This window comes from Natrialba aegyptia DSM 13077 (assembly GCF_000337535.1).
Taxonomy (GTDB): Archaea; Halobacteriota; Halobacteria; order Halobacteriales; family Natrialbaceae; genus Natrialba; species Natrialba aegyptia.
Map to the genome: position 1 here is coordinate 462289 of NZ_AOIP01000015.1, position 21404 is coordinate 483692.

Sequence of the window (21404 nt, forward strand, 5' to 3'; positions counted from 1 at the left end):
CCGGCACAACCCTCGCCACTCACCGGCCGGTGACGGCCGAGGACCGGTAGTTGTCGTACTCGCACCTACTGCTGCTCGTCATACAAAACTTCTGGCTGGTGTGCGATGACGGCTGCAAAACTCTCGAGAGAACGAGTAGCGCCCGGAGACCGAACTCACTCCTCCCGCCCGAGTTCACCCGATGGCGGCGTTGCCTCCGGCGTCGCAATCCCCGCAATGTACTGGAGGCTGCGTTTGTGTTCCGCGTTACTCAGCACCGATTTCGGCTCCAGGTCGTCGTACTCGGGTGGCGTCGGCGCAGCGCCGTCGTCGCCGGACCCGTCGCCAAACCCGTTCAAGAGTGTGTGCAAGTACGTTGCGACCGGCGTCGAAATCCACTCGACCGACTCGTAGTAGGCGATCGTCTGCGCCGCCCCGGTGATCCCGGCCGCGTTCACGAGGAACTGCACCCATTCGAGCGTCGCGAGTTCAGCATCGTTTCTCGCAGGATGGCGAACCAGATAGGGGAGGTCGCCGACCTCGCCGTTGGTACCTTCGAGAATGGGGTCGGCTTCGGTGACGGCGGTATCGCCAGCGGTTCCGTCCGTGTCCGCCGCTTCCTCCGCGTCGGGATCAAACGCAGTCTCGGATGTCGTTTCCTCCTCCTCCTCCTCATCGCTGTCGTCGACGACAGACGCGGTGTCAGACTCCGACTCGAGGTCGGCGGGCGACTCCGATTCGAATTCCGCATCGTCAGCGTCGAGTTCGAGGTCATCCTCGAAATCCGCTTGCGCGTCGAGCGTCTCGCCGAACTCGTCTTCGTCACCCTCCTCGTCGACTCCCTCGAAGCCGTCACTGAACTCGTCGTCAGTGTCGCCGTCGAGATCGTCGGCGGGGTCGTCATCGAGGTCGTCGTCGAGAAAGTCTTCCGCCTCGGAGTTGATGATGTCGTCGTCGATATCGTCGGCGGGGTCGTCTTCGCCGCCGAACACGCCGCCCTGGCCGGCGGCGGTTTCGAAGGCGTTGCCGAGTTCCTGATCGCCGACGAAGGGGTTGATCCCCTGGGTGACGATTTCGTACATCTCGACGAGTTTATCGACGTTCTGCTCGACGGTCGTGATCGACTCGCTGATCTGTTCGTTTTCGCCGCGGACAGTCTCGACCTGATTTCCGAGCGAGTCCACTTCCTTTTCGATTTCGTCGAGTCGATAGGTGAGTTCGGTGTCGTCTCCGTCGTCGCCGTCGTCGCCGTCGAAGCCGAGGTCGTCACCGATCAGTCCATCATCGCTCCCGAGAAGGTCATCCTCGTCTTCGTCCGGGTCCGGTTCGTCACCGCCACCGAGTTCGCTGAATAGCAGTAGTGTCATGCGTCATCCTCCCAGTAGAACGTAATCGTGTCTTCGTCGTCGTTGACGAGCACGACGACTTCCGTATCGCCGCTCACGTCGGCTGTCGAAATCGTAACCTCGACGACGCCGCCCGGGTTCCAGGTATTGGTGTCGGCATCGACTCGTTCGACCGCCGTTACCGTCGAGTAGGTTCCATCGACGAGCGCGTCAACGGCGCTCGGATCAGCCGGTACGTCCTTGCTACCGACGTTTTTCACCAGGACGCTCACGTTGTACCCGTCGCTCGTCGTATCGTTCTCGACCATCGCGTCCGGCTGTGACTCGTCGCTGATGATCGCGATGTCGGTTTTGATCTCGTCGGAAACGGTTCCCCCGCGCATTTCGATCGAGTCGCTCACTTCGCCGACCTCCATGACGACGGTTCCCGCAACCGCCGAGGCGATCACGAGACTGCCGATGAACATGATCAGGTGTGTCGCTGAAACGCTCGCCATCTAGTGTTCGTCCTCCATTTGTCCTCTCAGGTCGTGATCGCAGCCGAATCGGCGACGCCGCGTTTCGTCGTTATCCGAACGCTATCTTCGCTCTCGTTTCCGGTAAGTCCGATCTCGTCGTCGATCCGGTCATCGACGATTTCGATTTCGAGATGTGTCCCAGGAAGCCACACGTCACTCCGATTGCGCTCGGTGCTCCCAGCGAGAACCGTCGTCTCCTCGTCGACACCCCGTGTTGGATAGAACTGCCCGTTGACCACGACATCCGTCATCGTGACGGACAGTGACGCTGCGCCTTCATTAGTGACGTTCACGACCGCATCCGTCTCGTTCGTTCCATCGGTGTACTCGAACGATTCGATCGCGATCGCCGTATTCTGTTGCTCGCGAAACTGATCATTCTGGGCCGCAAACGCCGCACCAGTCTCCGCACCGACGCTGAAAACGGTCGGTACGATGGCGCTAATGGCAAGGAGAAACCCTACCAGTATCACCAGCACTGCGCCACTCGTACTGAACCCCATTAGGTCATCGTGACGTTTCAGATTCTTAAAAGCCCTCTGGCCAGTTCGTCGTGCGATGAGAGCAGCCGGTCGCCGACCCGTTTGCCAGCGCCAGGGGTCACTCGCCGATGAACCCGTTCTTGAGTAAGAGCGATCCGACAGGAGACGCGACAAGATCAGCGTTGAAAAAAGGTAAAAAGCGGTAGATCAGTGAGACCGATTTAGAGTCGGACTGCTTCACCGCTATCGGTGAAGAGATCGGGTGCGCGCAGTTCGACTTCGGTCGTCGCACCGGACGGCGAAACGATACTGAGCGACGACTCGTCACCCTGTCCGAACGGTTCCGCCGTGCTTCCGAACGGTTCGACCTCCGGATTAAGGATGATCGTGTAATCGTTGTCGTCGTCACCAAGGACGGCCTGATCGGATGCGACGTAGTTGTTGTTGTCGTCGATCACGGCGAAGTGTCCCGAGTTCAGTTCCGTAGCGTTACCCGACTCGGTGGAGTTGAGATACGTCCCGTCGGTGTCGTCGATCTTCGGCATGACGAGGTTCTCCTGTCCGTTGGGTCCGACGGCTTGAATGATCGTCTCGTTGAGATCGATCTCGTCGGAACCGGCTGCACCGGTCACCGTCAGGTTAACGGACGTGATGTTCGTGGGATCGTCAGAATCGGTGTCCTCAACGATACCGACTTCGCTGGTGATGTCGACGCGTTCGGAAACCAGATCCGTACTCTCTTCGCCCGTCGCTTCGGCCTGTGTCTGCAGCATGCCAGCCGTATTGATCAGCACGCCCGCGGCAATCGCAGCGACAAGCACCATCGCGATGAATACGATGAGCGTCCCGATACCAACCTGACCTCTCTCCGTTGTTTCGTTATCGAACATGGTTACAGTTTCACCGAGCTATCCTCGTCAGTAATCGTGGTCGGAACGCGGATCTCCATCTCGGTCGTCGCACCGGCGTCCGTCGTGAAGATCACCGACAGTTGATCGCCCTCTTCCAGCGTGCTATATACCTCGTTGAGGGAAACGATCACTTCGACGCGGTCGCTCGTTTCCGTCAGTACCGCTTCGTCAGGTGCCCCGTCAACACCCTGGATATTTTTGATTTCGACCCCGCTACCGTTATCGGTTGTGAAAGTCTCTTCACCCTCTGAACCGATGAATTGCGCAGTCGTCTTGTTCAGGTCGATCGGATCGGATCCGGCCGCCATCGCCATGACGAAGTTGAGTTCAGTGATGTTATTGTTATCACTTGCGTCGGAAACGTTACCCGACGCACTCACGATTTCGAGGCGGTCGCTCACTTGATCCGTCGATTCCTCCCCGGTAGCTTCTGCCTGCGTCTGCAGCATGCCAGCCGTATTGATCAGCACGCCCGCGGCAATCGCAGCGACCAGCACCATCGCGATGAACACGATAAGGGTACCAATCCCCACCTGACCACGGTCGTGGTCGTTGTCTGTTTCGAACATAGTTGGTTACACCCGGGAGTCCCGGGCAGTACCGCCTGATTCAGACTGATTGTTATTAAGTCTACTTGCCAAACTTGACACTCTTAACTCTAATTGCCGATAGCTGTATATCTTAAACCTGATGGCCGAATTAGATACCACATAAATAAGTCTGGTGGCCGATCCGTTCTCGGAGGGCCAGCTCCGTCCCCGTCGGCCGGGACACTTATCTGCCCAGTCCGACGAGTTCAGCGCATGAATATCGTGGATGGCGATAAGATCGAGTGTAGCCGCTGTGATGAACTCGTCTTACTCGACGATGCGAATATTCTCGGCAAGTCGAACAATCGGACGTATGCAAAGCCGCTCTGTGACGAGTGTCTGGAGAACGTTGGCGTGCCGCGAGGGTACGAGTTAGAGCGAGACGTGAGTTATCTCAAGAGCGATTGATCGGCGTGTATGTGCGGTAGCGTGGGTTGGTTGTGAGTTGGTTGTGAGGACGAGTTCTGGTTCGTAATCGAATCGCGTGTGCGAGTGCTTTCGTTGAGTTGAGTTGAACCGGTGTCAGCCAGAGGGAATGAGAAGCCGTTGGCGAGTCGCCACGTGTCGTCTGCCGTCACTTGTTATTCATCGCTTCGCTCGCGATATTGCGTCCGCGCGGCTTCAGGGCAACCTCGCGTCGCACGCGGACCTCCTCTAACACCTGCAACTCGATCAGGCGCTCGTAGATTTCCTCGACCTCGTCCGTATCGATGTCCAGAAACTCTGGCACTTCAAACGGCGAGACGCCCGAGTAGATCGCCATCAACACCTCTTCTTCCTTGCCGGAGAGATCGATCTGTGAGGCGTTTTTCTCCGCGCCGCGGTCCAGGACGGATTTCAACATCGCGCAGTTCTGGCTGGAGCCCGAGAGGTACGTCTGCACGCTCGAGCCGTCCTCCGTGTGCTCGGCCTCGATCACCGGCCGTTCCTGGGATCGAACCGTGCGTTCGTCGCCCTCGACCGTCCCGACATCGTCCACCTCGATCTGGACGAACTCGCCGCTTTCGATCGCGAAGTTCGCGACACCCTCGTTGATCTTCACGCGGGCCTTTCGCCACGACGAATCCTGGACCACGCCACCTTTCACCGCCGGATGCTTCACGAGCACGATCTCGCCGTCCAGAATCGCCTTCTGAATCTGCAGTTCGAACTCGTTGACCGCGTCCATCGAGATGAGATAGACGTTCGGCCCATAGTTGATGCTGATGTAGTCGGAGACCTTCGCAACGGTCTGATTGACGTCGTACCGGCCGCGAATCGATTGGATCTTCGAGAGTGGAATCGTCTCTTTACCGCTGTTGCTGACGATTACCAGTCGCTTGTTCGAAAGGACGAGCCGGCCGTTCGACCAGTTCGTGTCCGAGAGTTTGCGCCCCTCGCGGACGACCTGCGTGAACTTGCCGGTGACGTCTGCGAGTTTCTGTTCGCCCTTACTCATGCTGGATCACCAGTGACTGTCCCGACGCCGCCGAGTTTCGACAGCGCGGAGAACCCCCGCTTGCGCAGTCGGTCACTATCGGTTCGCTCGACGAAACTCGAGAGGCGGTTCCGAGAGGTATCGCCGCCGATCTTCCCCAGGACGAACAGCGCCTTGACCCGTAGTTCCTCGTCGCGAAGGTCGTCCTCGACGAGTTCGAGCAGTCGCTGTTCCAGCCCGTCGCTGTCGAGCAGCGACAGGCTCGTGGCGGCGAACTTCGAGGTCATTTCGTCGTCGTCGGCCATGGTCTCGATCAGGGCATCCTGTGCGGCCGCCGTCGAGGAATCGTTCGCGACGCGACCGAGCAGCCAGGCCGCGTTGCGCCGCTGGGCGGTCTCCGTACTTCGATCCAGAATCTCGATCAGCGGCTCGACGACTTCGTCCTCGTCCGCCGCCTCGAGTTCACCGACGATCTTCTCGCGGATCTGGTGGCTCGCGTTGGCGGGTGCCTCCGAGAGGAGTTGGACGAGCGAGAACATCGCGGTTCGACGGACGGTGTCCGCCTCGTCGCTCAGGGCGTTCGCGAGGACTTCGACCGCCTCGACGCTGCCGAGACGCCCGAGGGCGTCGACGGCGATGCGCCGGAGCACTTCGTCCTCGGCGTCGGCCACGTCGACGAGTTCGCGGAGCGCATTGTCGGTGCCGATGTCGGCCAGCGCGTACGCGATTTCGATGCGGACGGAGTACTGATCCTCGTGGAATCGCTCGGAAAGGGCGGGGACGCTTTCTGGGGATTCGATGCGTCCGAGGGCGCGGGCGACGCGCGTTCGCACGCGAGAGTCAGGATCGGAGATCCGGTCGACTAACGCGCTGACGACGTTGTCCTCGCCGATGCGGCCGAGGCCGGTCGCGGCGGCCATCCGGAGTTCCGGCTGATCGGCGGTCAGCCCGCGAGCCAGAACCTTCGCTTTCTTCCACTCGGCCAGGTCCTCGAGATCCTGCCCCGAGAGATCGCCGATGAACTCTTCGAGGGCGTCCTGGCCGTACTGGTCCAGCGCGTCGATGGCTGCGGCCCGAACCTCGTCGCTTTCGTCGTCCTGTGATGCCGTGACGAGCGCGTCGATCACCTCTTCGCGCGGCGAGCGCGGATTCCCCTGGAGCGGTTCCGCGTCGGCGCTCGCCTCGAGACTGCCGAGAATCTCGGCGGCCCGCCGACGAATGTCCGGATTTGAACTCGCCTCGAGATGTCGGATGAGTTGTTCGAAATCCGCGTTGCGTTCGAGTTCGAATAACGTCATGGCTGCGAGATCACCTGCCTGCGTCGGGGCGACGGAAGCGCAAGGTCGTCCCTGTGTGACAGTAGCCGCCCCGGTGGCATTGATTCTCGAGCATGTCACTCGTCACTCTCGTTGCCATTACCATTGCTAGATTCCGCCGTACTGTCTGATTCGTTCAGGCCCGTCTCGCTGGTGTCAGTATCGGTGTCGTCGGTGCTGTTTTCACCGTCTGCAGTGCCATCGCCGGCATCGTCATCAGCGGCTGTCCCATCGTCAGTCGCCGTCTCGGATTCGTTCGCTCCGGTCCCGGAGTCGGTCTCGGCGTCGTCTCCGTACTGCTTCGTCCGCGCGATTGCGTTCCAGAGTTCGACATCCGAGGCCTCTCCCGCTAAATGCTCTTCGGCCCACTGAGAGTTGACGGCCCAACCCTCGACCTGTCCATCGAAGGGATCGGTCACTTCCGTATAGAGATGGTTTACGTCGGACCCGCGGTCGATCAGCCCCTCGCTGAACACGCGATAGATCATCGCGATTTCGTCGTCGGACTCGGTCGCAGTCGTCGCGTCCGATTCGTAGAACAGAACCAGGTCGTTGTCGTCCGTATCGTGATAGAGGTCAGCAACGGTGATATCGTTCTCCTCGAGCAAAAAGTAGAACTCGCCCGGTGTCGCCTCCGGATCGTCGCCGGGATCGGTCGGATCGACGGGGACGCGACTGCTGCCGAACTGTTTGATCGTCCCCAGACAGCCCGCCGTCAGCCCGACTGAAGCGGTTCCGAACGCAGCTAGGGCTGCTCGACGAGTTCGTCCGGCGTTCCGCTCGTCCGTTTCACTCTCGGTACCCTCGTCACCCGACTCGGTCGTCAATTCAGCCTCCAGACAGTCCCGGTCGCCTCCGTCACCGCAGGCAGCTGTCCCCCCAGGATATCGTGGCATCGTTACGAACTCGTCACACCAACGGGTGAAAAATTCGTCGGCCGTTCGGGAGCGAATCAGTGGTGAACCGACGGTCGGCCCTCCGCCACACCCCGAATGGGCCGGCAATATGATATGAGTGCATTTCCTACTGGTCGGCAACGAGAGTCTCGACCTGGATCGGGGACGACGAAGACTGGAAAACTATGTCACGGAAGGAAAGGGTAACCGGTGGAGAGTCGGCGGAAACGGTAGCGGGGAGTCGGACGGAACGATCGATTCGAGCAAGTAGCCGATCGGCTGCTCCGACGACCGTTTCTGCGACGAGTTCGACCGCCGAAAATCGCCACCGGTCTATTTGGCGCGGGAGTCGCTTGTTCGTCGTGGTACTCGTGGTTCTGTCGCTCGGGACCGCGGGTTTGCTCACCGGTGGGATAACCGCCAGTGCAGTCGCCGATCCCACCACCGATTCACTCGCCCCGTCTGCGTCCGCGAGTCTCAGTACGTCCGCTTCCGACGCCGGTGAGTACGATGACAGAATCGTCGTGCGATTCGCCGACGACCACGTCGTGACCGGGAGCGCTGCGGAGTCGATGCCGTCCGATCCGGTCGTCACCGCAGGCGGCGAAGAACTCGTCGTCGTCGATGGCGCTGTCGAAACCGAAACCGGGGACGAAATCGTCGTCGGGAACAATACGGTTCGAGTCGCCGAAAACGATCCCGATCTGGTGGTCACCGACGGGGAGGTGCTAAACGATACGCTCGAGGTGACCGATGGCGGGGTCGTTCAGACGGTCGAAGGCGAAACGACGGTCGAAACGGACGACGGTGAGGTAGTAAAGTACACCAACTACAACGAGACGAATTTCGTCCCGGAAATCGTCGAGACGAACAGCCCTGGCGAGGGCGAACCCCTCGAGGTGACAGTCGAAATCACCAATACGGAGTACGGCACCGCGACAAGGGATGTCGACTTCACGCTTACGGACGGTGACGAAACGTTTGCAACACTTAACGAGTCCATCGAGTTAGATGGCGGCGAGTCGACCACCCATACCTTCGAATACGAAACCGAACGCGACGATCACGAGGCGACACGCGCTCTCGTAGAAGTGGATTACGACGGGACCCAGGACGACACCGATGTGACGATCTACGAATCGAAGGCCACTGTTAATATCACCGACTGGACGCGAAACACCGCCGCCGGCGACGAACTCGAGGTCACCGCCGAGATCAACCGCCACGGTAATTATCCACAGGGAGAACAGGAGTTCCTGATCGAGTTCAGAATCGATGGCACACACGTCACGACGAAACCGGTATCGATGGAGCCGGGTGGACAAGCGGTCGAGACGTTCACCTACGAGACGAGCGAAGCGGATTCGCCGTCGGTCGAGGCAACTATACGGAGCGGTCTCGACGGCGAACCCGACGACGAGGCTAGAGCCGTCGCGGAGGTCATCGGACAGGCGACACACGAAGAGAACGTTCGGGCGCAGTTTACCGACCGGAACCGACCGGACGAGGGCGAGACGCTCGAACTCGAGGCCGAAATCGAATACGACCGTTCCGATCGCATCCCGAACGAGCCGAAGGAATACCCGATCGAGTTCTACATCGACGGCGAACTGGTCGACAATCGAACCGTCGAACTGAACGGTGACGAGACCGTCACGGAAACGTTTACCTACGAAACGGAGCAGGGGGATGCGCCGCGGGTCGATGCCGAATTGAAGACACCCGGAACGGGCGATACGACCAGACCACGGATTAACGGGAGCGGTTTCGACGTCGAAATCCTCGATGTCAACGGGCCGGTCAACGAAACCCAAACGCTCGTTGCCACGGTCGGCATCGAAAATACCGGCGACATCGCTGGGGAGCAAGAAATTCGACTGCGTATCGATAGCGGAGCCGGCGATCCGGGTCAGACGACCAGACACATCCGCGGCCAGAAGAACGTCTCGCTCGAGGTTGGCGAACGAACGACCGAACGCTTCTCCTATCGAACTCGTTCGTCGGACGTCCCCCTGACCGAAGTTGCGATTCTCAGCGACGACGACGAAGCGACGCAGAACGCGATGGTCCGCGCCAAAACCTCGCGGTACGAGCCGCGAAACCTGACCGGCGACTACACGAACGAATCGAGCCGAGAACTGACGCTTTCCGCCGATATCAACAACACCGGCACCGAACCGGGCGACCAGTACGTCGAGTTCAGCCTCGACGGTGAACTCGTTCACGTCGATCGGGTGACGCTCGAGCCGTGGGAGTCTGAGACTGTCTCGACGACGATCGATGCACCGGCGGAGATCGGCGCACACGACTTCGCGGTCGAAACCGACGACGAACGCGCGGACACACTCGTCGGCGTCGGGGTCGAAGTCAGCGGTAGCGATCCGGATACCGACGGGACAGGCGGGAACGAGTCAGTTGCTGGAGGGACCGATTCGGGATCGGACGGCTCGCCGAGCACGGCGGCTTCAGGCGGCGGGATTCCGTGGCAACTCCTTGGTTTCGGCCTTCTCGGACTCCTCGTGGTGTTCGCACTCGTCGCCGTCGCGCTCCTCTACCGCCACGATCCGGAGAGCTTCCCGCCAGAGCCAGCGGCTGTTCCAGCAATTCTGCAAGCGGAACTGAACTCGCTCGCGACGCGAGTTCGGACGACCGATCTGGCGCTGCTGCTCGCGACCGCCAAACGAGCGATCGGCCTCAGCGCCGGGACGCTGATTGTCCGAAACGATCTCCCGCGGGCTGCGACGGTCCGCGTTCGCTGTCAAACGGCAACCGACACCGTGTTCTTAGAGGATTTCGAGTTACAGCCCGAGGAGCGGCGCGTTCTCGGCTCGCTTCCTGAGACGGACCAGTTCAAGGTCGGAGCTGGCGTCGACGACATCACGTCTCACGAGGAGGTTTTCGACCGCGATAACGGTGATGTCGGTGTCGTCCTCAGAGCGGAAGGGATCGTCATCGGCAATCTCGCCTGAAGCGTCTCACGTCTCTCCCTCCGGGTCGCTATTGGACTGTGAAAGAGGGGTTCCGATAGCCCCTGTATAATATACGCATAGTATCCTGTATTTAAACATATATAGAACAACAGTATCTGATCCGAACAGACAGTTACACCGCTAAGCGGAGGTTTTAGCCCAATATAAGCAGATCAGTCAAAGATGACTGTTTTCTTATTGTGGTCCCGATATCAGTTCCAAAGATGCCCTGAAGACAGTTTCCTGCCGAAATACCGGCATATCAGATAATGTGTCATCGTGAAAAGTATCCTCGAACTATATCCCAGATTAATGGTGTATATGAGAAATGGTCTGTATTCGTTCATAACTGCCCAGCGATTGAGAGACTCCCACGGACAGTGATCCAATCGGGTTGTTACGTACGAGTTCACTCGGCGAAGCAGCGTGTCCGGGACGGGGAGCTGAACTCGGATGGAGCCGGGACGATGCAATCACTCAGTGGGCAGAACAAGGGACACGTGTCAGCTGTTGCTGTTCGGGTAGTGGCCTGGGCGACTACGGTCGGCTTTCGGCGAGTTGAACTCCGGTGAACGCTTCCGCTCGCGGAACGACTCGTCCAAGAGCGGTTCTATCGCAGTAGCTTGTGGAGTAACGTGCCGCAAAAGGATGGGCCAACTCGGATTTGAACCGAGAGCCTCCACCTTATCAGAGTGGCGCTCAACCTAATTGAGCTATTGGCCCGCGACTGCACTCGTTAGTTGCTCGGTGGGATGTTTAAGCGTTTCTTTCCGTTCGTCCTGTGGGATAGGCTACCGCGCATAGCGACGGTCATCGTCCTCGTCGTCCGAGTTCTCCGTGGACTCGTCGCTGCCGCCGAGGTCGATACTGTACGAATCCTGGTTGTCAGTGCCGGTGTTAACGGTGTAATCGTCCGCACCCAGATCGTACGTGCCAGTGTCGGCGTTCGTGCCCGTACCGGAGCCGGCTGTGCTCTCCGGATCGCCGTTCGGGAAGCCAAACGTCCAGACGGACCCGCTTGCAAGGCCGCCGGTCTTCTTGTCCGCGTAGGGAACGATCACGTATCGCTTGAGAGCCGCTCGGATCGGGATTCGGGTGATCGGGACCGCGATGAGGAATCCGATGAGGTCCGTGACGAGCCCGGGCGTGAGCAAGAACGCGCCGGCGGCGATCAGGAGCCCACCGTCGAGTAGTTGGTTCGTCGGGGGTTCACCCCGTGCCAGCGAGCGTTGCATCTTTCGGAGCGTTCGCCGGCCCTCGGCGCGAACGAGGAGCATCCCCACGAGACCCGTGAGGACGACGAGGAGAACCATACCGATCCAGCCGATGTAGCTCGTCTGGCTGACGACGACGGCGAGGAGCACGGCGTCGAGAAACGGGATGAGCAACAGTGCGAAGATCCACCGGAGCATACCTCGATATAGCCGGCGAAGCATGAAAACCCTTTACTCTCACAACAGCACTCGATAGGGGTCCTGGGACAACGAAGGGCTTACGCCCGTCACCGGCCACCCTTCGGTATGGGAATCGGTATGGGCAGCGACGACGAAACGCGCGTCGAGTGGCGCGAGTGGGGCCAGGACGCCTTCGACGAGGCAGCGATGGCGGACCGACCCGTCTTGCTCTCGCTCACCGCGACGTGGTGTGATCACTGCCACGAGATGGACGCAGAGACCTACGCGGAGCCGCGAATTGCGGCGAACGTCAACGACAGTTTCGTCCCCGTTCGCGTCGACGTCGACCGACGCCCGCGCGTGCGTGATCGGTACAATATGGGCGGCTTCCCCTCGACAGTCTTTCTCGCGCCCGACGGATCGGTGCTGACCGGCGCGGGCTACCTCGGTCCCGACGGCATGCGTCAGGTGTTAGATAGCGTCCGGACGATGTGGGACACGAAGGGCAGCGGTGCCGGTCGCATCCCCCGGCCGCTCCGCGAGGACAACCCGCCCGCCGGCGCGCTCACGGGCGACATCGAGTCGGCGATGCTCGGTCAGCTCACCGAAACCTACGACGGGACCGCCGGCGGCTGGGGCGACAACCCGAAATTTCCGCTCCCCGACGCGCTCGAGTTCAGCCTCAAGCGCGACCGGGAGATGGCGCTGCGCTCGTTCGACGCGGTGAGCGCGAACCTGTTCGACGAGTACGACGGGGGCTTTTATCGCTTTGCGACGGAGCGGGATTGGTCCGGCCTTCAGCACGAGAAGCTCCTCGATTCGAACGGCGCGCTCGTGCGCGCGTTCGCGAACGCCTATCTACACACGGGCAAAGACGAGTATCGCACGCCGGCCGCGCGCACGGTCGAGTTTCTGACGACGACGCTCTGGAACGACGACGTCGACGCCTTCGCGAACAGCCAAGCGCCCGGCGAAACCGAGGCGCACGGACTCGACCCGACCGACCGCGAGGCGGCCGACGAGCCGCCGGTCGACGAGGTCGTCCTCGCGGGGCCGAACGCGCTCGCGATCGAGGGGCTGCTCACGTACGCCGCCTACACCGACGACGAGCGCGCCCGCAGATACGCAGAGCGCGCGCTCGCAACGCTCCGAACGGACCTGGTCGGTGCGGCCGAGGGTACGGACGAGGACCGGGGAATCGTCGCCCACGCGCACCCCGAAACCGTCGATGGAACCACAGCCGCGCCGCTCCTCGCGAATCAGGCGCGAACCTTGTCGGCGCTGACGACGGCCGCGAGCACGCTCGATCCCGCCGTCCTCTCGACCGCGAGGGCAGTCGCCGACGCGACGATCGACCGCCTTCACGACGACGACTCGTTCGTCGACGGGCCGGCGGCCGGCGCGGGGCTGCTCGAACGCCAACTCCGCCCGCTCGACTCGAATGTCGCCCTCGCCGAGGCGCTCCTCGAACTCGCGGTGCTCACCGGCGAGAACGAGTACCGCGAGTTCGCCCGGAAGACGCTCGAAGCGTTCGCCGGGGCGAGCGACCGATTCGGCGTCCAGGTCGCCCAGTACGCGACGGCCGTGTCCCGACTGCTGGAGGGGCCGCTCGTGATCGCCGTCGCCGACGACGTCGGCTCGGACCTGCACCGGGCCGCGCTTCGGCTCGCGGACCACGAGAAGGTCGTCGTTCCCGGCGCGGCCGCCGTCGATGGCTACGAGAGCCTCCCGGACGGCACCGCTCGCGTCGAACTCGGGGAGCGCGAATCGGCCACCGCCGAAACTCCGACGGAGTTGAGCGAGGCCGTCCAGTCCGTTCTCGAGTAGCGCTCGGGACTGAAACACGAGTGTTTGGCGTGAGAGCAAACCACCACAGCGTTTATGTTTCTTCGGTTGATTGCACAGATCATGGCCAGCCTCAGGGATCTCGGGCTTTCGGAGTACGAAGCGCGAGCGTATCGAGCGCTGTTGAACACCGGACCGACAACAGCCAAGGAGTTGTCACGCGCCAGCGACGTTCCGATGGGGCGCATCTACGACGTGCTAAACAGCATCGAGCAGTACAACCTCGTGCGAACCCAGACCGCGAGCCGGCCCAAGAAGTACGTCGCCGTCGAACCGTCGACCGCACTCGACCGCCTACTCGACGACAAGAAACGCGAACTCGCGGAGAAAGCGGATCAGTACGAGTCGATCGTCGACGACCTCTCCGATGAACTCGACGCGGCAGATCCCGTCGAGGAACAGTTCTGGACCGCCGCCGTCGGTCCCGAGGAGACGGTTGACCTCCTCATGGAGCGACTCGCAGCCGCCGACCGGCACATCGTCATGGTCGCCGCGGATCCCGTCCCCGAACGGGACGCCCAGACCGTCGGCGACAACGTGCTCGCGAAACTCGAGGACGCACTCGATCGAGGCGTCTCCGTCGATCTACTGATGACGCGACGGCTCGTCGATGCGCTCTCGAAAAACGTCGGCGAGCGCTATCGAACGACGCTCCAGGCCCGGGACGATTTCGACGTTCGGACGAGCGCAGAAGTGACCGGCTCGTTCAATCTCATCGACGACACCGAAGTCTGCATCCAGGTTCCAAACCCCCTTTCCTCCGGCGATGCGTTCGGAATGATCGACCTCAAAGACCCCGAGTTCGCGGCGAACGTCCACGACGAGTTCGCCCCGCGGTGGGACGACGCCGAGCCGTTGACGTTCTAACCGCCCTACTCGGAGCCGTTGCCGTTGACTTCCTCGCGCAGAGTTTGCATCTCGACGACTCGCTCGGCGTGTGCGTTGTGCTGGTGGATCGACTCGTCGTTCGACTGTTTCATCGTGAGGACCGCATCGTCCGGCAGATGGCTGAACTCGGAGACGACGCCCTCGGCCATCGAGCGCACGCAGTCCTCGACGAACTTCGCGTCCGCGTGGGCCGCGTAGGTCATGTGATCCTCGTCCGGCCGTTTGGCCAGGTTGTAGATCCGCGCGCTCATCGAATCCCGCGCGATGTCGATGACGTCGTTCAGGTCGACCGCGGGATCGCCGCCCGACTCGACGGCGAGGGTCGCGTGTCCGCGCTGGGAGTGGCCCGGCTGTGGCACCTCCTCCAGGAACTCCGTGATCGTCTCCTCCTCGACGCCCAGGTCCTCGAGCGTCTGTTTCGCGCGTGCGGCCGACATTCCCTGCGAACACGGACAGACAGTCATTCCCGTCACCGTCGCACCGATCTTCTCGCGGGTTCCCTCGTCCGTCGCCGTCGCCGAGGCGACGATATCGACGGTGTGTTGGGTCTCGCGGTCGCTCGCCGGCGTCTGCTCGCGGCGCATGAACTCGGCTTCCATCGAAACTTCGGCCTTCGACGTGTACTCGTGTTTCTCGAGCAGGCGTTCGGCGGCCTCGCCGCAGACCTCCTCGACCTGGTAGGCCTCCTCGCGGGTGGCATCCTCCAGAATCTCGTCGATGACCTCCATGTTGCGACTCATGTCCGCGCCCTTGCGCCAGGCGGGGAGGTCGACGAAGACCTCGAACTCGGCGGTGAGGACGATCGGGCGCTTGTCCTCGCGAGCGATCTTGACGAGCTTTTCGACGCCGGTGACGCCGACCTGACTCAGGCCGACGGTGACATCCGGCGACGTCGCCTGCACGTCCGGCAACTGGTGACTCATTGCCCGCATTCAGGGGAGCGCGCGATTATGCCTTTCGGAACGGTCAGTTCCCTCCAGCATCCCGTCGTTCACGTCGTCCGGGAGGGAGCTCCCGTCTTCCTGTCCTCGCGCTCTTGCACCCTCGCGTCGTTCTTTAAGTGCTTCTCGTCACAAGGTGTAGATACGACGGGTCACCGACGCGCCGTGTCGCGTCGGCTTTTCGCTGTTGATCGGTGTAACTGTTCGTCCGTATACGATCCCGCATAGCACGGTCGAATCCAGTATTGCGTTCGTTCTTTAAGTGTCTCTAGTCACAAGGTGTAGATACGACGGGAGGTCGTCGGTCTTCGAGTTCTTGACTCGGTATCTTACGTTCAGATAGATCTCACTTCCCAGAGGGTTCTCGAACCGGTGACGCTGCGCGGTGAACGCCGGGCTTCTACTGTCCAGTGATGGTGATTTCGGTGGGATTGCGCTGGAGTCGTTCGACCACTATTTCCAGGCGTTCCTCGACGCCGGATTCAATCTCGAGGAGTCGTCGAACCGGTGTTAACCGACGAGTTCGCTCGAGAAAACCCCGACGCGTATCGGGATTCACTGACGCGGGTGCCGGATTTTCTCTGTCTGCGGGCGAGTCTTTGAGCGCGGGTCTTTAAGTGCGAGTTGAAACACGAGGCAGAAACGGAGACGGGCGGACTTCGGACCGGCCGAAGGACAGTTCGGCTTCGAACTCACAGCGTCCCCGTGTCGCGATTACGGGCCGAGTTCAGTGCGCGGCCGTCGAAAGGTGGTTTCGATGGTCGGTGGCTCTCGACCGACCGCTTTGAACTCGGGTTCCCGCCGTGACACGAGGTGCACGACCGCGTGGTCGCGTGATCGCGCCGAACACGAACTCGTTTGGAGGGCAGCGCTTCTGACCGGTGCGCTTGGGGACGCCGGCCGAGAGCCGACGGCCGCGGGGACCGGCACTGCCCGGTAGAGGCGACAGTGGTCGGTCGCCGACGCGCTCAGGAGTCGATATCGAGAACCGGGTTCCACGCGACCTCCCACAGGTGACCGTCGGGATCAGCGAAGTACCCCGAATAGCCGCCCCAGTCGGCTTCCTGCGCCCGTTTCACGATGCGAGCACCGGCGTCCGCCGCCTCGCGAAGCACCGTATCGACCGCTTCTCGATTTTCGACGTTGTGCGCGATGGTGACGCCAGCAAACCCGTCTCCCTCGGAAGAGACCGTCGCATCGTCGGCGAGTGCGTCCCGCGGATAGAGCGCGATCCACGTCCCGTCTAACGGGAAAAAGGCGGGGCCATCGCCCTCCCGTTCGCGCATCGGAAGTCCCAATCCGTCCCGATAGAACGCGATAGCCTGCGCCATGTCTGAGACGCCCAACGTAACGAGAGATACGTGTGGATCCATACCACGGGTAGGCGCTTCCGAAGGAAAGCACTATCGCCACAGAACTCGTCCGTTTTCGGCAGATAGACAGCCGTCGCAGTAATCGAGGTAGCGATCTGCCACGAGTTCATCAGCCTCGACGCACCCGAGTTCCTTTAAGTGCTTCTGGTCACAAGGTGTAGATACGAGCGGAGACTCGCGGATTATCGCTTTCTTTGTAGCCGGTCACCAGTGTAGTGTGATGTCTCCACCGCCATCGGTTCCGTCATCCGTCCGCGAAGCCGTCGAGACCCATCTCGCGAGCATCGAGCGAGCCCACGACGTTACGACCCTCGTTGCGGTCGCTCGGGGTAGCCACGCCTGGGGCGGCGCGAGTTCGGCGAGCGACTACGATGTCGGGTTCGTTTTCGCGCCGAGCGATCTCGGTCGGTACGCGCACCTCGAGGGGCCACCGGAGACGATCGTCGAGGAGCGATGCGGTGGCGAGCCGGCTGATGGTGATAGTACCAGCGCCGCCGTCGAGTTCGACGCTGACGACGACTGCGACTGCGACTGCGACTACGACTATCAGGGCTGGGACATCCGGAAATTCGCGCGCCTGCTCGCGAACTCGAACGACGGGGCGATCGATCTGCTCCGGAGTCCGATTCGATACCGGCTCGCGTGTGATCGCGCCGTTCTCGATAACCTTCGGACATACGTCGAGCAGACCTACAACCCGATGGATCTCTACCACGCCTACCGCGGCATCGCGACGAGCAACTACCGCAAGTACGTCTCCAACCACCTCGTCCGCAGCGACGACGAACGCTTCCCGATTATCGAGGAGACGGCGGACGGGTACGTCGTCGAAGCGGCCGATGGGGCGAGCGAGAGCGACAAAGCGGGCCGGGGACGGGACGAAGGGGAGAGCGAGAGAACGATGTTCGTTGCCGATGACAACGAGCGGTTCAGTACCACGCAGACGAAACCGACGGTCAAACGAAACCTCACCATCTGCCGGGCAGCGATGGCCGCTCGCTACCTGCAAACCACCGGCGATCGCGGCGACCACGACCTGCCAGCGCTCGCGTTCGAGACGTTCCTCGACGATCAAGCGCCGGCCGTCTTCGAGCGCGAGCGCATCGCCCTCGCGCGGACGTTACTCGAGCGGAAACGTCGCGGCGAGGGCGACGCCCACATCGGTGACGCCGTCGGCCGCGAGTTCGCCACCCCGCCGGCTGAACTCGATCCCGCGGTACACGTCCGGGCGGGGCCCGACGCGGCGCAGTTGGACGAGTTCATCGACGAGTTGCTTGCGCCGGTCGAATAGCGTCGCGTATCTCCGTCGTCTTTGCCCGTCATCCTTTAAGTGCTTCTAGTCATAAGGTGTAGATACGACGGGTCACCGACGCGCCGTATCGCGTCGGTTCTCTTTCGTTCGTTTCGATCGTCGAGTGGTATCGTCACCCCGAAACCAGTACCGGAAGCGACGACCGAGACTGCGGGTGTTCTTTAAGTGCCTCTGGTCACAAGGTGTAGATACGAAGGGCTTTTTGGCGCTATCGATCCACTCGCTCGGAGCGTTTGCTATCGCGCTGTATAGCTGTCGGATTAATCATCAGTTCCGCTGAAACGCTGCGAAAACGAGCGAGCCTTTTTCAGTCTCCCTGTCCGAGCGACAGACGATGCAAGACGACGGTACAGACCCCGGTCGCGGTTCAGTCCCCGAGCGGGCGGGAACCGTCACCGCCCGCCCGGACCGCCCCCGCGAGCGGCCGTTAGAGACGCGCCCCGGTGCTGGCACGCTCTCCCGTGCGGCCGCAAAGCGGGATACGACCGTCCGCCAGTGGGGTGTCGTGACGCCGAGTGCGACCGTCATCGGGCGTGCGGAGTCGCCCGAGGCGGACCTCTCGGAGAGCGTTCGCCGCCTCCACGACGAACAACACGCCGCGACGCCCGGCTACAGCGAGCGCGCCCACCACCTCGATCGAGTGCGGACGACTCAGGCGCTGTGTAACGCGCTGGAACTGACGCCCTGGCAGCGCGACCTCGCGCTCGGCGTCATGGACGAAATCGACCTCACCGAGTTCGGCAGCCAGCGCGCGATTCCGAAGGTCGCGCTGGTCGTCATCCGCCACGTGGTCGACGTCGACCGGCGGGCCTACTTCGGACTCGACGACGTCGACGCCCAGGCCCTCTCGGCCGATCGAATGGACGAACTGTTCGGCCAGTATCGCTCCCACGACATTACCGAGGAGTCGACGTTCAAGCGCCTCGCCGCCACGCACGGCCTCGATACGACGAGTCTGAACCGGCTGCGTCGCGTGTTGAAGTCCCAACTGGAAGACGAGTTGCCGGCCTACGGGCGGAATCCGTACCGCGATCCGAACCTGCCGGCGACGACCGACACGGACACGGACACGGACGAAGGCGACGCGGACGCGAGCGACGACCAACCGCCGAGCGAAAAGTAGCGACCGGCGGACAGAGAACCGCAAACGGAGCGGTGGCGCGCCAATAACGCGAGGGACACCGCCCGGACCGGGATGAACGGGCCGTTCTCCCTTCCATCGGCTTTTCCGTCCGTATCACCTACCCCCGTCGATGACCGCCCACTCCGCCGGTGACCGGCTCGAACTGTACGCGGACTACGTCTGTCCGTTCTGCTATCTCGGCACCCGCTCGCTCGCACAGTACCGCGAAACGCGCGACGAACCGCTCGCGGTCGAGTGGCACCCGTTCGACCTCCGCTCCGGGAAGCGAAATCCGGACGGCTCGATCGACCACGACGCCGACGACGGCAAGGACGACGCCTACTTCGAGCAAGCCAAGCAAAACGTCGAACGGCTGCAAGACGAGTTCGGCGTCGAAATGACGCAGGTGTTTGCCGGCGAGGTCGACTCGCTGCCGGCCCAGCAGGCCTCGTGGTACGTCTCCCAGGAGTATCCCGACCGGTGGGCCGCGTTCGACGAGGCGATCTATACCGCCCTCTGGCAGGACGCCCGCGACATCGGTTCGCCCGACGTCCTGGCTTCGCTCGCTGAATCCGTCGACCTGCCCGTCGACGAAATCCGTTCGGCAGTCGACGACGACGGCCTCCGAAGTGAACTCGAGGACCGCTTTCGCAGCGCACAGCGCCGGGGCGTCTCCGGGGTTCCAACGTTCGTCGTCGACGGAACGGCAACGAGCGGTGCCGTTCCGCCCAAACACCTCGCCCGACTGGTCGAACAGCGCTGACGACGCTCGCCACATCCGACGCGAAGGACACTACCCTAACTTCTCGAGCGCCTCGAAGAACTCGACCTGCGGGCCGACCAGCGTAACCGGTTCGGGAGCGACCGAAACGGTGACCGTCGCAGGCGGGTCCAACCGCTGTCGATCACGGCCGTCGCTGATGACGTATGCGGTCTCAGCGTTCGTCACCGAGAGCGTGACCTCCGTCTCGGCATCGACGACCAGCGGAGGCATGCTCTCCTCCGCAGCCGCGGCCATCTGTGTGACGACGAGCGAGTTCGCCGTCGGGTGAACCAGCGGACCGCCCTCGCTCAGGTTATACGCGCTCGATCCGGTCGGCGTCGAGACGAGCACGCCGTCTGCATGGCCCTCGACGTACTGGCGGCCGTCGACTCGAACGTCGATCGTCGCGCCGCCGCCGTGACCGCGCCGCGGCCCGTGGACGACGATCTCGTTGAGCGCCGGATCGAGCGTCCAGCGGCCAGCTGTAGGCGTCTCACCCGTCGATCCGCTGGCTTCGTCTCCACCGTTCCCAGTCGCTTGCAACCGCACGAGTTCACGCTGTTTGGTGGAACGGTCGGCGTCGCTCCGAAGGTGTTCGACGACGGCGGGAACGACGGTGAGCGCATCGTCGGGGGAGACGGCGTTGAGAAAGCCCACTTCGCCGAGGTTGACGCCGAGAATCGGCGTGTTTCCGACCTCGCGGGCGACGTACAACAACGTTCCGTCGCCGCCGATACTCACGACGAGGTCACAGTCCGCCATCGCGTCAACCGGGACGCCGGACTGGTCTATATGCTCGGCGGTCAGTTCGTCCACGACGGTGGCGTCGTCGGAGGGGACGCCCGTCTCGTCAGCCGCAAGACGGTCCTGCAATGCCACGGCGAGGTCCCGCGCGCGTTCGTTAGCGCGCTGGGCGACGATTCCGACGGCGGCATTCCCGGTCGCGTCTGCGTCCGCGTCGTCTGCCATCGCCCGCGACTACCCGTGCAGACGACAAAAAGCCACGCCTCGCGACGACAGTAACAACGGACTAGCCGCCCGTTCGCTGTCCATACTTTTCCGACGCGGCCGGTCACTCCCGCACATGGCACAACGCACGACGACGGATGAGTCCCTTTCGCGAGAGGAACTCGCGACGTACTTCGAACACCTGGCGGCGGAGTTTCGTTCGGGTGACGAACAGATCGATATCGAAGTCGGCAATAAAACAGTGACGCTCAACCCTCCGGAGACGATCGATACCTCGATCGATGTGGTCGAGCGGTCGACGATGTTCCGCGGCAACCACGAGACGGTGCGGGTCGAACTGAACTGGAAACCCTGATAAGCGGCGCTATGGAT

General features: G+C 62.0%; 21 protein-coding genes and 1 tRNA gene. 9 read left to right on the plus strand and 13 right to left on the minus strand.

Features of this window, described 5'->3' with window-relative positions; all coding sequences use genetic code 11:
- Positions 1 to 155: 155 nt before the first annotated feature.
- The 5 genes from C480_RS06220 to C480_RS06240 all read right to left on the minus strand — a co-directional run bounded on the left by C480_RS06220 (position 156) and on the right by C480_RS06240 (position 3805).
- A complete protein-coding gene (locus tag C480_RS06220) occupies positions 156 to 1346 on the minus strand; it encodes a FlaD/FlaE family flagellar protein (protein WP_006664772.1) in 1191 nt (396 codons plus the stop codon).
- The gene (locus C480_RS06225; RefSeq protein WP_006664773.1) at positions 1343 to 1822 is read right to left on the minus strand and encodes a flagellin; all 480 of its coding nucleotides are present in this window, start codon (positions 1820 to 1822) and stop codon (positions 1343 to 1345) included. Before C480_RS06225 ends, C480_RS06220 begins: the two co-directional genes overlap by 4 nt.
- A gap of 26 nt (positions 1823 to 1848) precedes the next feature.
- Positions 1849 to 2346 (minus strand): flagellin, encoded by a 498-nt coding sequence (locus C480_RS06230; protein WP_006664774.1) that lies wholly within the window; start codon positions 2344 to 2346, stop codon positions 1849 to 1851.
- Between the two features lie 200 nt (positions 2347 to 2546).
- Positions 2547 to 3215 carry an archaellin/type IV pilin N-terminal domain-containing protein gene (locus tag C480_RS06235; RefSeq protein ID WP_006664775.1) on the minus strand — a complete coding sequence of 223 codons (669 nt, stop codon included), beginning with the start codon at positions 3213 to 3215 and terminating at the stop codon, positions 2547 to 2549.
- Between the two features lie 2 nt (positions 3216 to 3217).
- A complete protein-coding gene (locus C480_RS06240; RefSeq protein ID WP_006664776.1) occupies positions 3218 to 3805 on the minus strand; it encodes an archaellin/type IV pilin N-terminal domain-containing protein in 588 nt (195 codons plus the stop codon).
- A gap of 234 nt (positions 3806 to 4039) precedes the next feature.
- On the opposite strand from C480_RS06240, the gene C480_RS06245 reads away from it, so the two are divergent.
- Positions 4040 to 4234 (plus strand): hypothetical protein, encoded by a 195-nt coding sequence (locus C480_RS06245; protein WP_006664777.1) that lies wholly within the window; start codon positions 4040 to 4042, stop codon positions 4232 to 4234.
- A 166-nt stretch (positions 4235 to 4400) separates the two neighbouring features.
- Here the strand turns inward: C480_RS06245 and C480_RS06250 are convergent, their stop codons facing one another.
- The 3 genes from C480_RS06250 to C480_RS06260 all read right to left on the minus strand — a co-directional run bounded on the left by C480_RS06250 (position 4401) and on the right by C480_RS06260 (position 7455).
- The gene (locus C480_RS06250) at positions 4401 to 5264 is read right to left on the minus strand and encodes a CheF family chemotaxis protein (protein WP_006664778.1); all 864 of its coding nucleotides are present in this window, start codon (positions 5262 to 5264) and stop codon (positions 4401 to 4403) included.
- A complete protein-coding gene (locus tag C480_RS06255) occupies positions 5261 to 6541 on the minus strand; it encodes a HEAT repeat domain-containing protein (RefSeq protein ID WP_006664779.1) in 1281 nt (426 codons plus the stop codon). Before C480_RS06255 ends, C480_RS06250 begins: the two co-directional genes overlap by 4 nt.
- 95 nt (positions 6542 to 6636) lie before the next feature.
- Entirely contained in the window at positions 6637 to 7455 is an 819-nt protein-coding gene (locus tag C480_RS06260) for a hypothetical protein (protein ID WP_086009641.1), read from the minus strand.
- Positions 7456 to 7640: 185 nt separating this feature from the next.
- Between C480_RS06260 and C480_RS06265 the strand changes: the two genes are divergently transcribed.
- On the plus strand, positions 7641 to 10424 hold the full coding sequence (locus C480_RS06265; RefSeq protein ID WP_049903289.1) for a hypothetical protein: 2784 nt from the start codon (positions 7641 to 7643) through the stop codon (positions 10422 to 10424).
- 649 nt (positions 10425 to 11073) lie between these two features.
- Here C480_RS06265 and C480_RS06270 read toward each other — a convergent pair.
- A tRNA-Ile gene (locus C480_RS06270) sits at positions 11074 to 11147 on the minus strand.
- Positions 11148 to 11215: 68 nt separating this feature from the next.
- Positions 11216 to 11836: an FxsA family protein gene (locus tag C480_RS06275; RefSeq protein ID WP_006664783.1), complete on the minus strand. Its 621-nt coding sequence runs from the start codon at positions 11834 to 11836 to the stop codon at positions 11216 to 11218.
- A gap of 108 nt (positions 11837 to 11944) precedes the next feature.
- Between C480_RS06275 and C480_RS06280 the strand changes: the two genes are divergently transcribed.
- Positions 11945 to 13645 (plus strand): DUF255 domain-containing protein, encoded by a 1701-nt coding sequence (locus C480_RS06280; RefSeq protein ID WP_049903291.1) that lies wholly within the window; start codon positions 11945 to 11947, stop codon positions 13643 to 13645.
- An 81-nt stretch (positions 13646 to 13726) separates the two neighbouring features.
- Positions 13727 to 14530 carry a TrmB family transcriptional regulator gene (locus C480_RS06285; RefSeq protein ID WP_006664785.1) on the plus strand — a complete coding sequence of 268 codons (804 nt, stop codon included), beginning with the start codon at positions 13727 to 13729 and terminating at the stop codon, positions 14528 to 14530.
- Between the two features lie 5 nt (positions 14531 to 14535).
- On the opposite strand, the gene mptA is transcribed toward C480_RS06285, so the two are convergent.
- Positions 14536 to 15474, minus strand: a complete 939-nt coding sequence (gene mptA, locus C480_RS06290; RefSeq protein WP_006664786.1) for a GTP cyclohydrolase MptA — start codon at positions 15472 to 15474, stop codon at positions 14536 to 14538.
- 403 nt (positions 15475 to 15877) lie between these two features.
- Here mptA and C480_RS24500 point away from each other — a divergent pair, with 403 nt between their 5' ends.
- Entirely contained in the window at positions 15878 to 16006 is a 129-nt protein-coding gene (locus C480_RS24500; protein WP_275040125.1) for a hypothetical protein, read from the plus strand.
- Between the two features lie 454 nt (positions 16007 to 16460).
- Here the strand turns inward: C480_RS24500 and C480_RS06295 are convergent, their stop codons facing one another.
- Positions 16461 to 16865 carry a VOC family protein gene (locus tag C480_RS06295; protein WP_049903293.1) on the minus strand — a complete coding sequence of 135 codons (405 nt, stop codon included), beginning with the start codon at positions 16863 to 16865 and terminating at the stop codon, positions 16461 to 16463.
- Positions 16866 to 17085: 220 nt separating this feature from the next.
- On the opposite strand from C480_RS06295, the gene C480_RS06300 reads away from it, so the two are divergent.
- The 3 genes from C480_RS06300 to C480_RS06310 all read left to right on the plus strand — a co-directional run bounded on the left by C480_RS06300 (position 17086) and on the right by C480_RS06310 (position 20063).
- Entirely contained in the window at positions 17086 to 18156 is a 1071-nt protein-coding gene (locus C480_RS06300) for a nucleotidyltransferase domain-containing protein (protein WP_006664788.1), read from the plus strand.
- A 355-nt stretch (positions 18157 to 18511) separates the two neighbouring features.
- Positions 18512 to 19300 carry a hypothetical protein gene (locus tag C480_RS06305; RefSeq protein ID WP_006664789.1) on the plus strand — a complete coding sequence of 263 codons (789 nt, stop codon included), beginning with the start codon at positions 18512 to 18514 and terminating at the stop codon, positions 19298 to 19300.
- A 130-nt stretch (positions 19301 to 19430) separates the two neighbouring features.
- Positions 19431 to 20063 carry a DsbA family oxidoreductase gene (locus C480_RS06310; RefSeq protein WP_006664790.1) on the plus strand — a complete coding sequence of 211 codons (633 nt, stop codon included), beginning with the start codon at positions 19431 to 19433 and terminating at the stop codon, positions 20061 to 20063.
- Positions 20064 to 20093: 30 nt separating this feature from the next.
- On the opposite strand, the gene C480_RS06315 is transcribed toward C480_RS06310, so the two are convergent.
- Positions 20094 to 21032 carry an NAD(+)/NADH kinase gene (locus tag C480_RS06315; protein WP_006664791.1) on the minus strand — a complete coding sequence of 313 codons (939 nt, stop codon included), beginning with the start codon at positions 21030 to 21032 and terminating at the stop codon, positions 20094 to 20096.
- Positions 21033 to 21147: 115 nt separating this feature from the next.
- Here C480_RS06315 and C480_RS06320 point away from each other — a divergent pair, with 115 nt between their 5' ends.
- Positions 21148 to 21387, plus strand: coding sequence for an amphi-Trp domain-containing protein (locus C480_RS06320; protein WP_006664792.1), 240 nt, complete (start codon positions 21148 to 21150; stop codon positions 21385 to 21387).
- Positions 21388 to 21404: the final 17 nt, after the last annotated feature.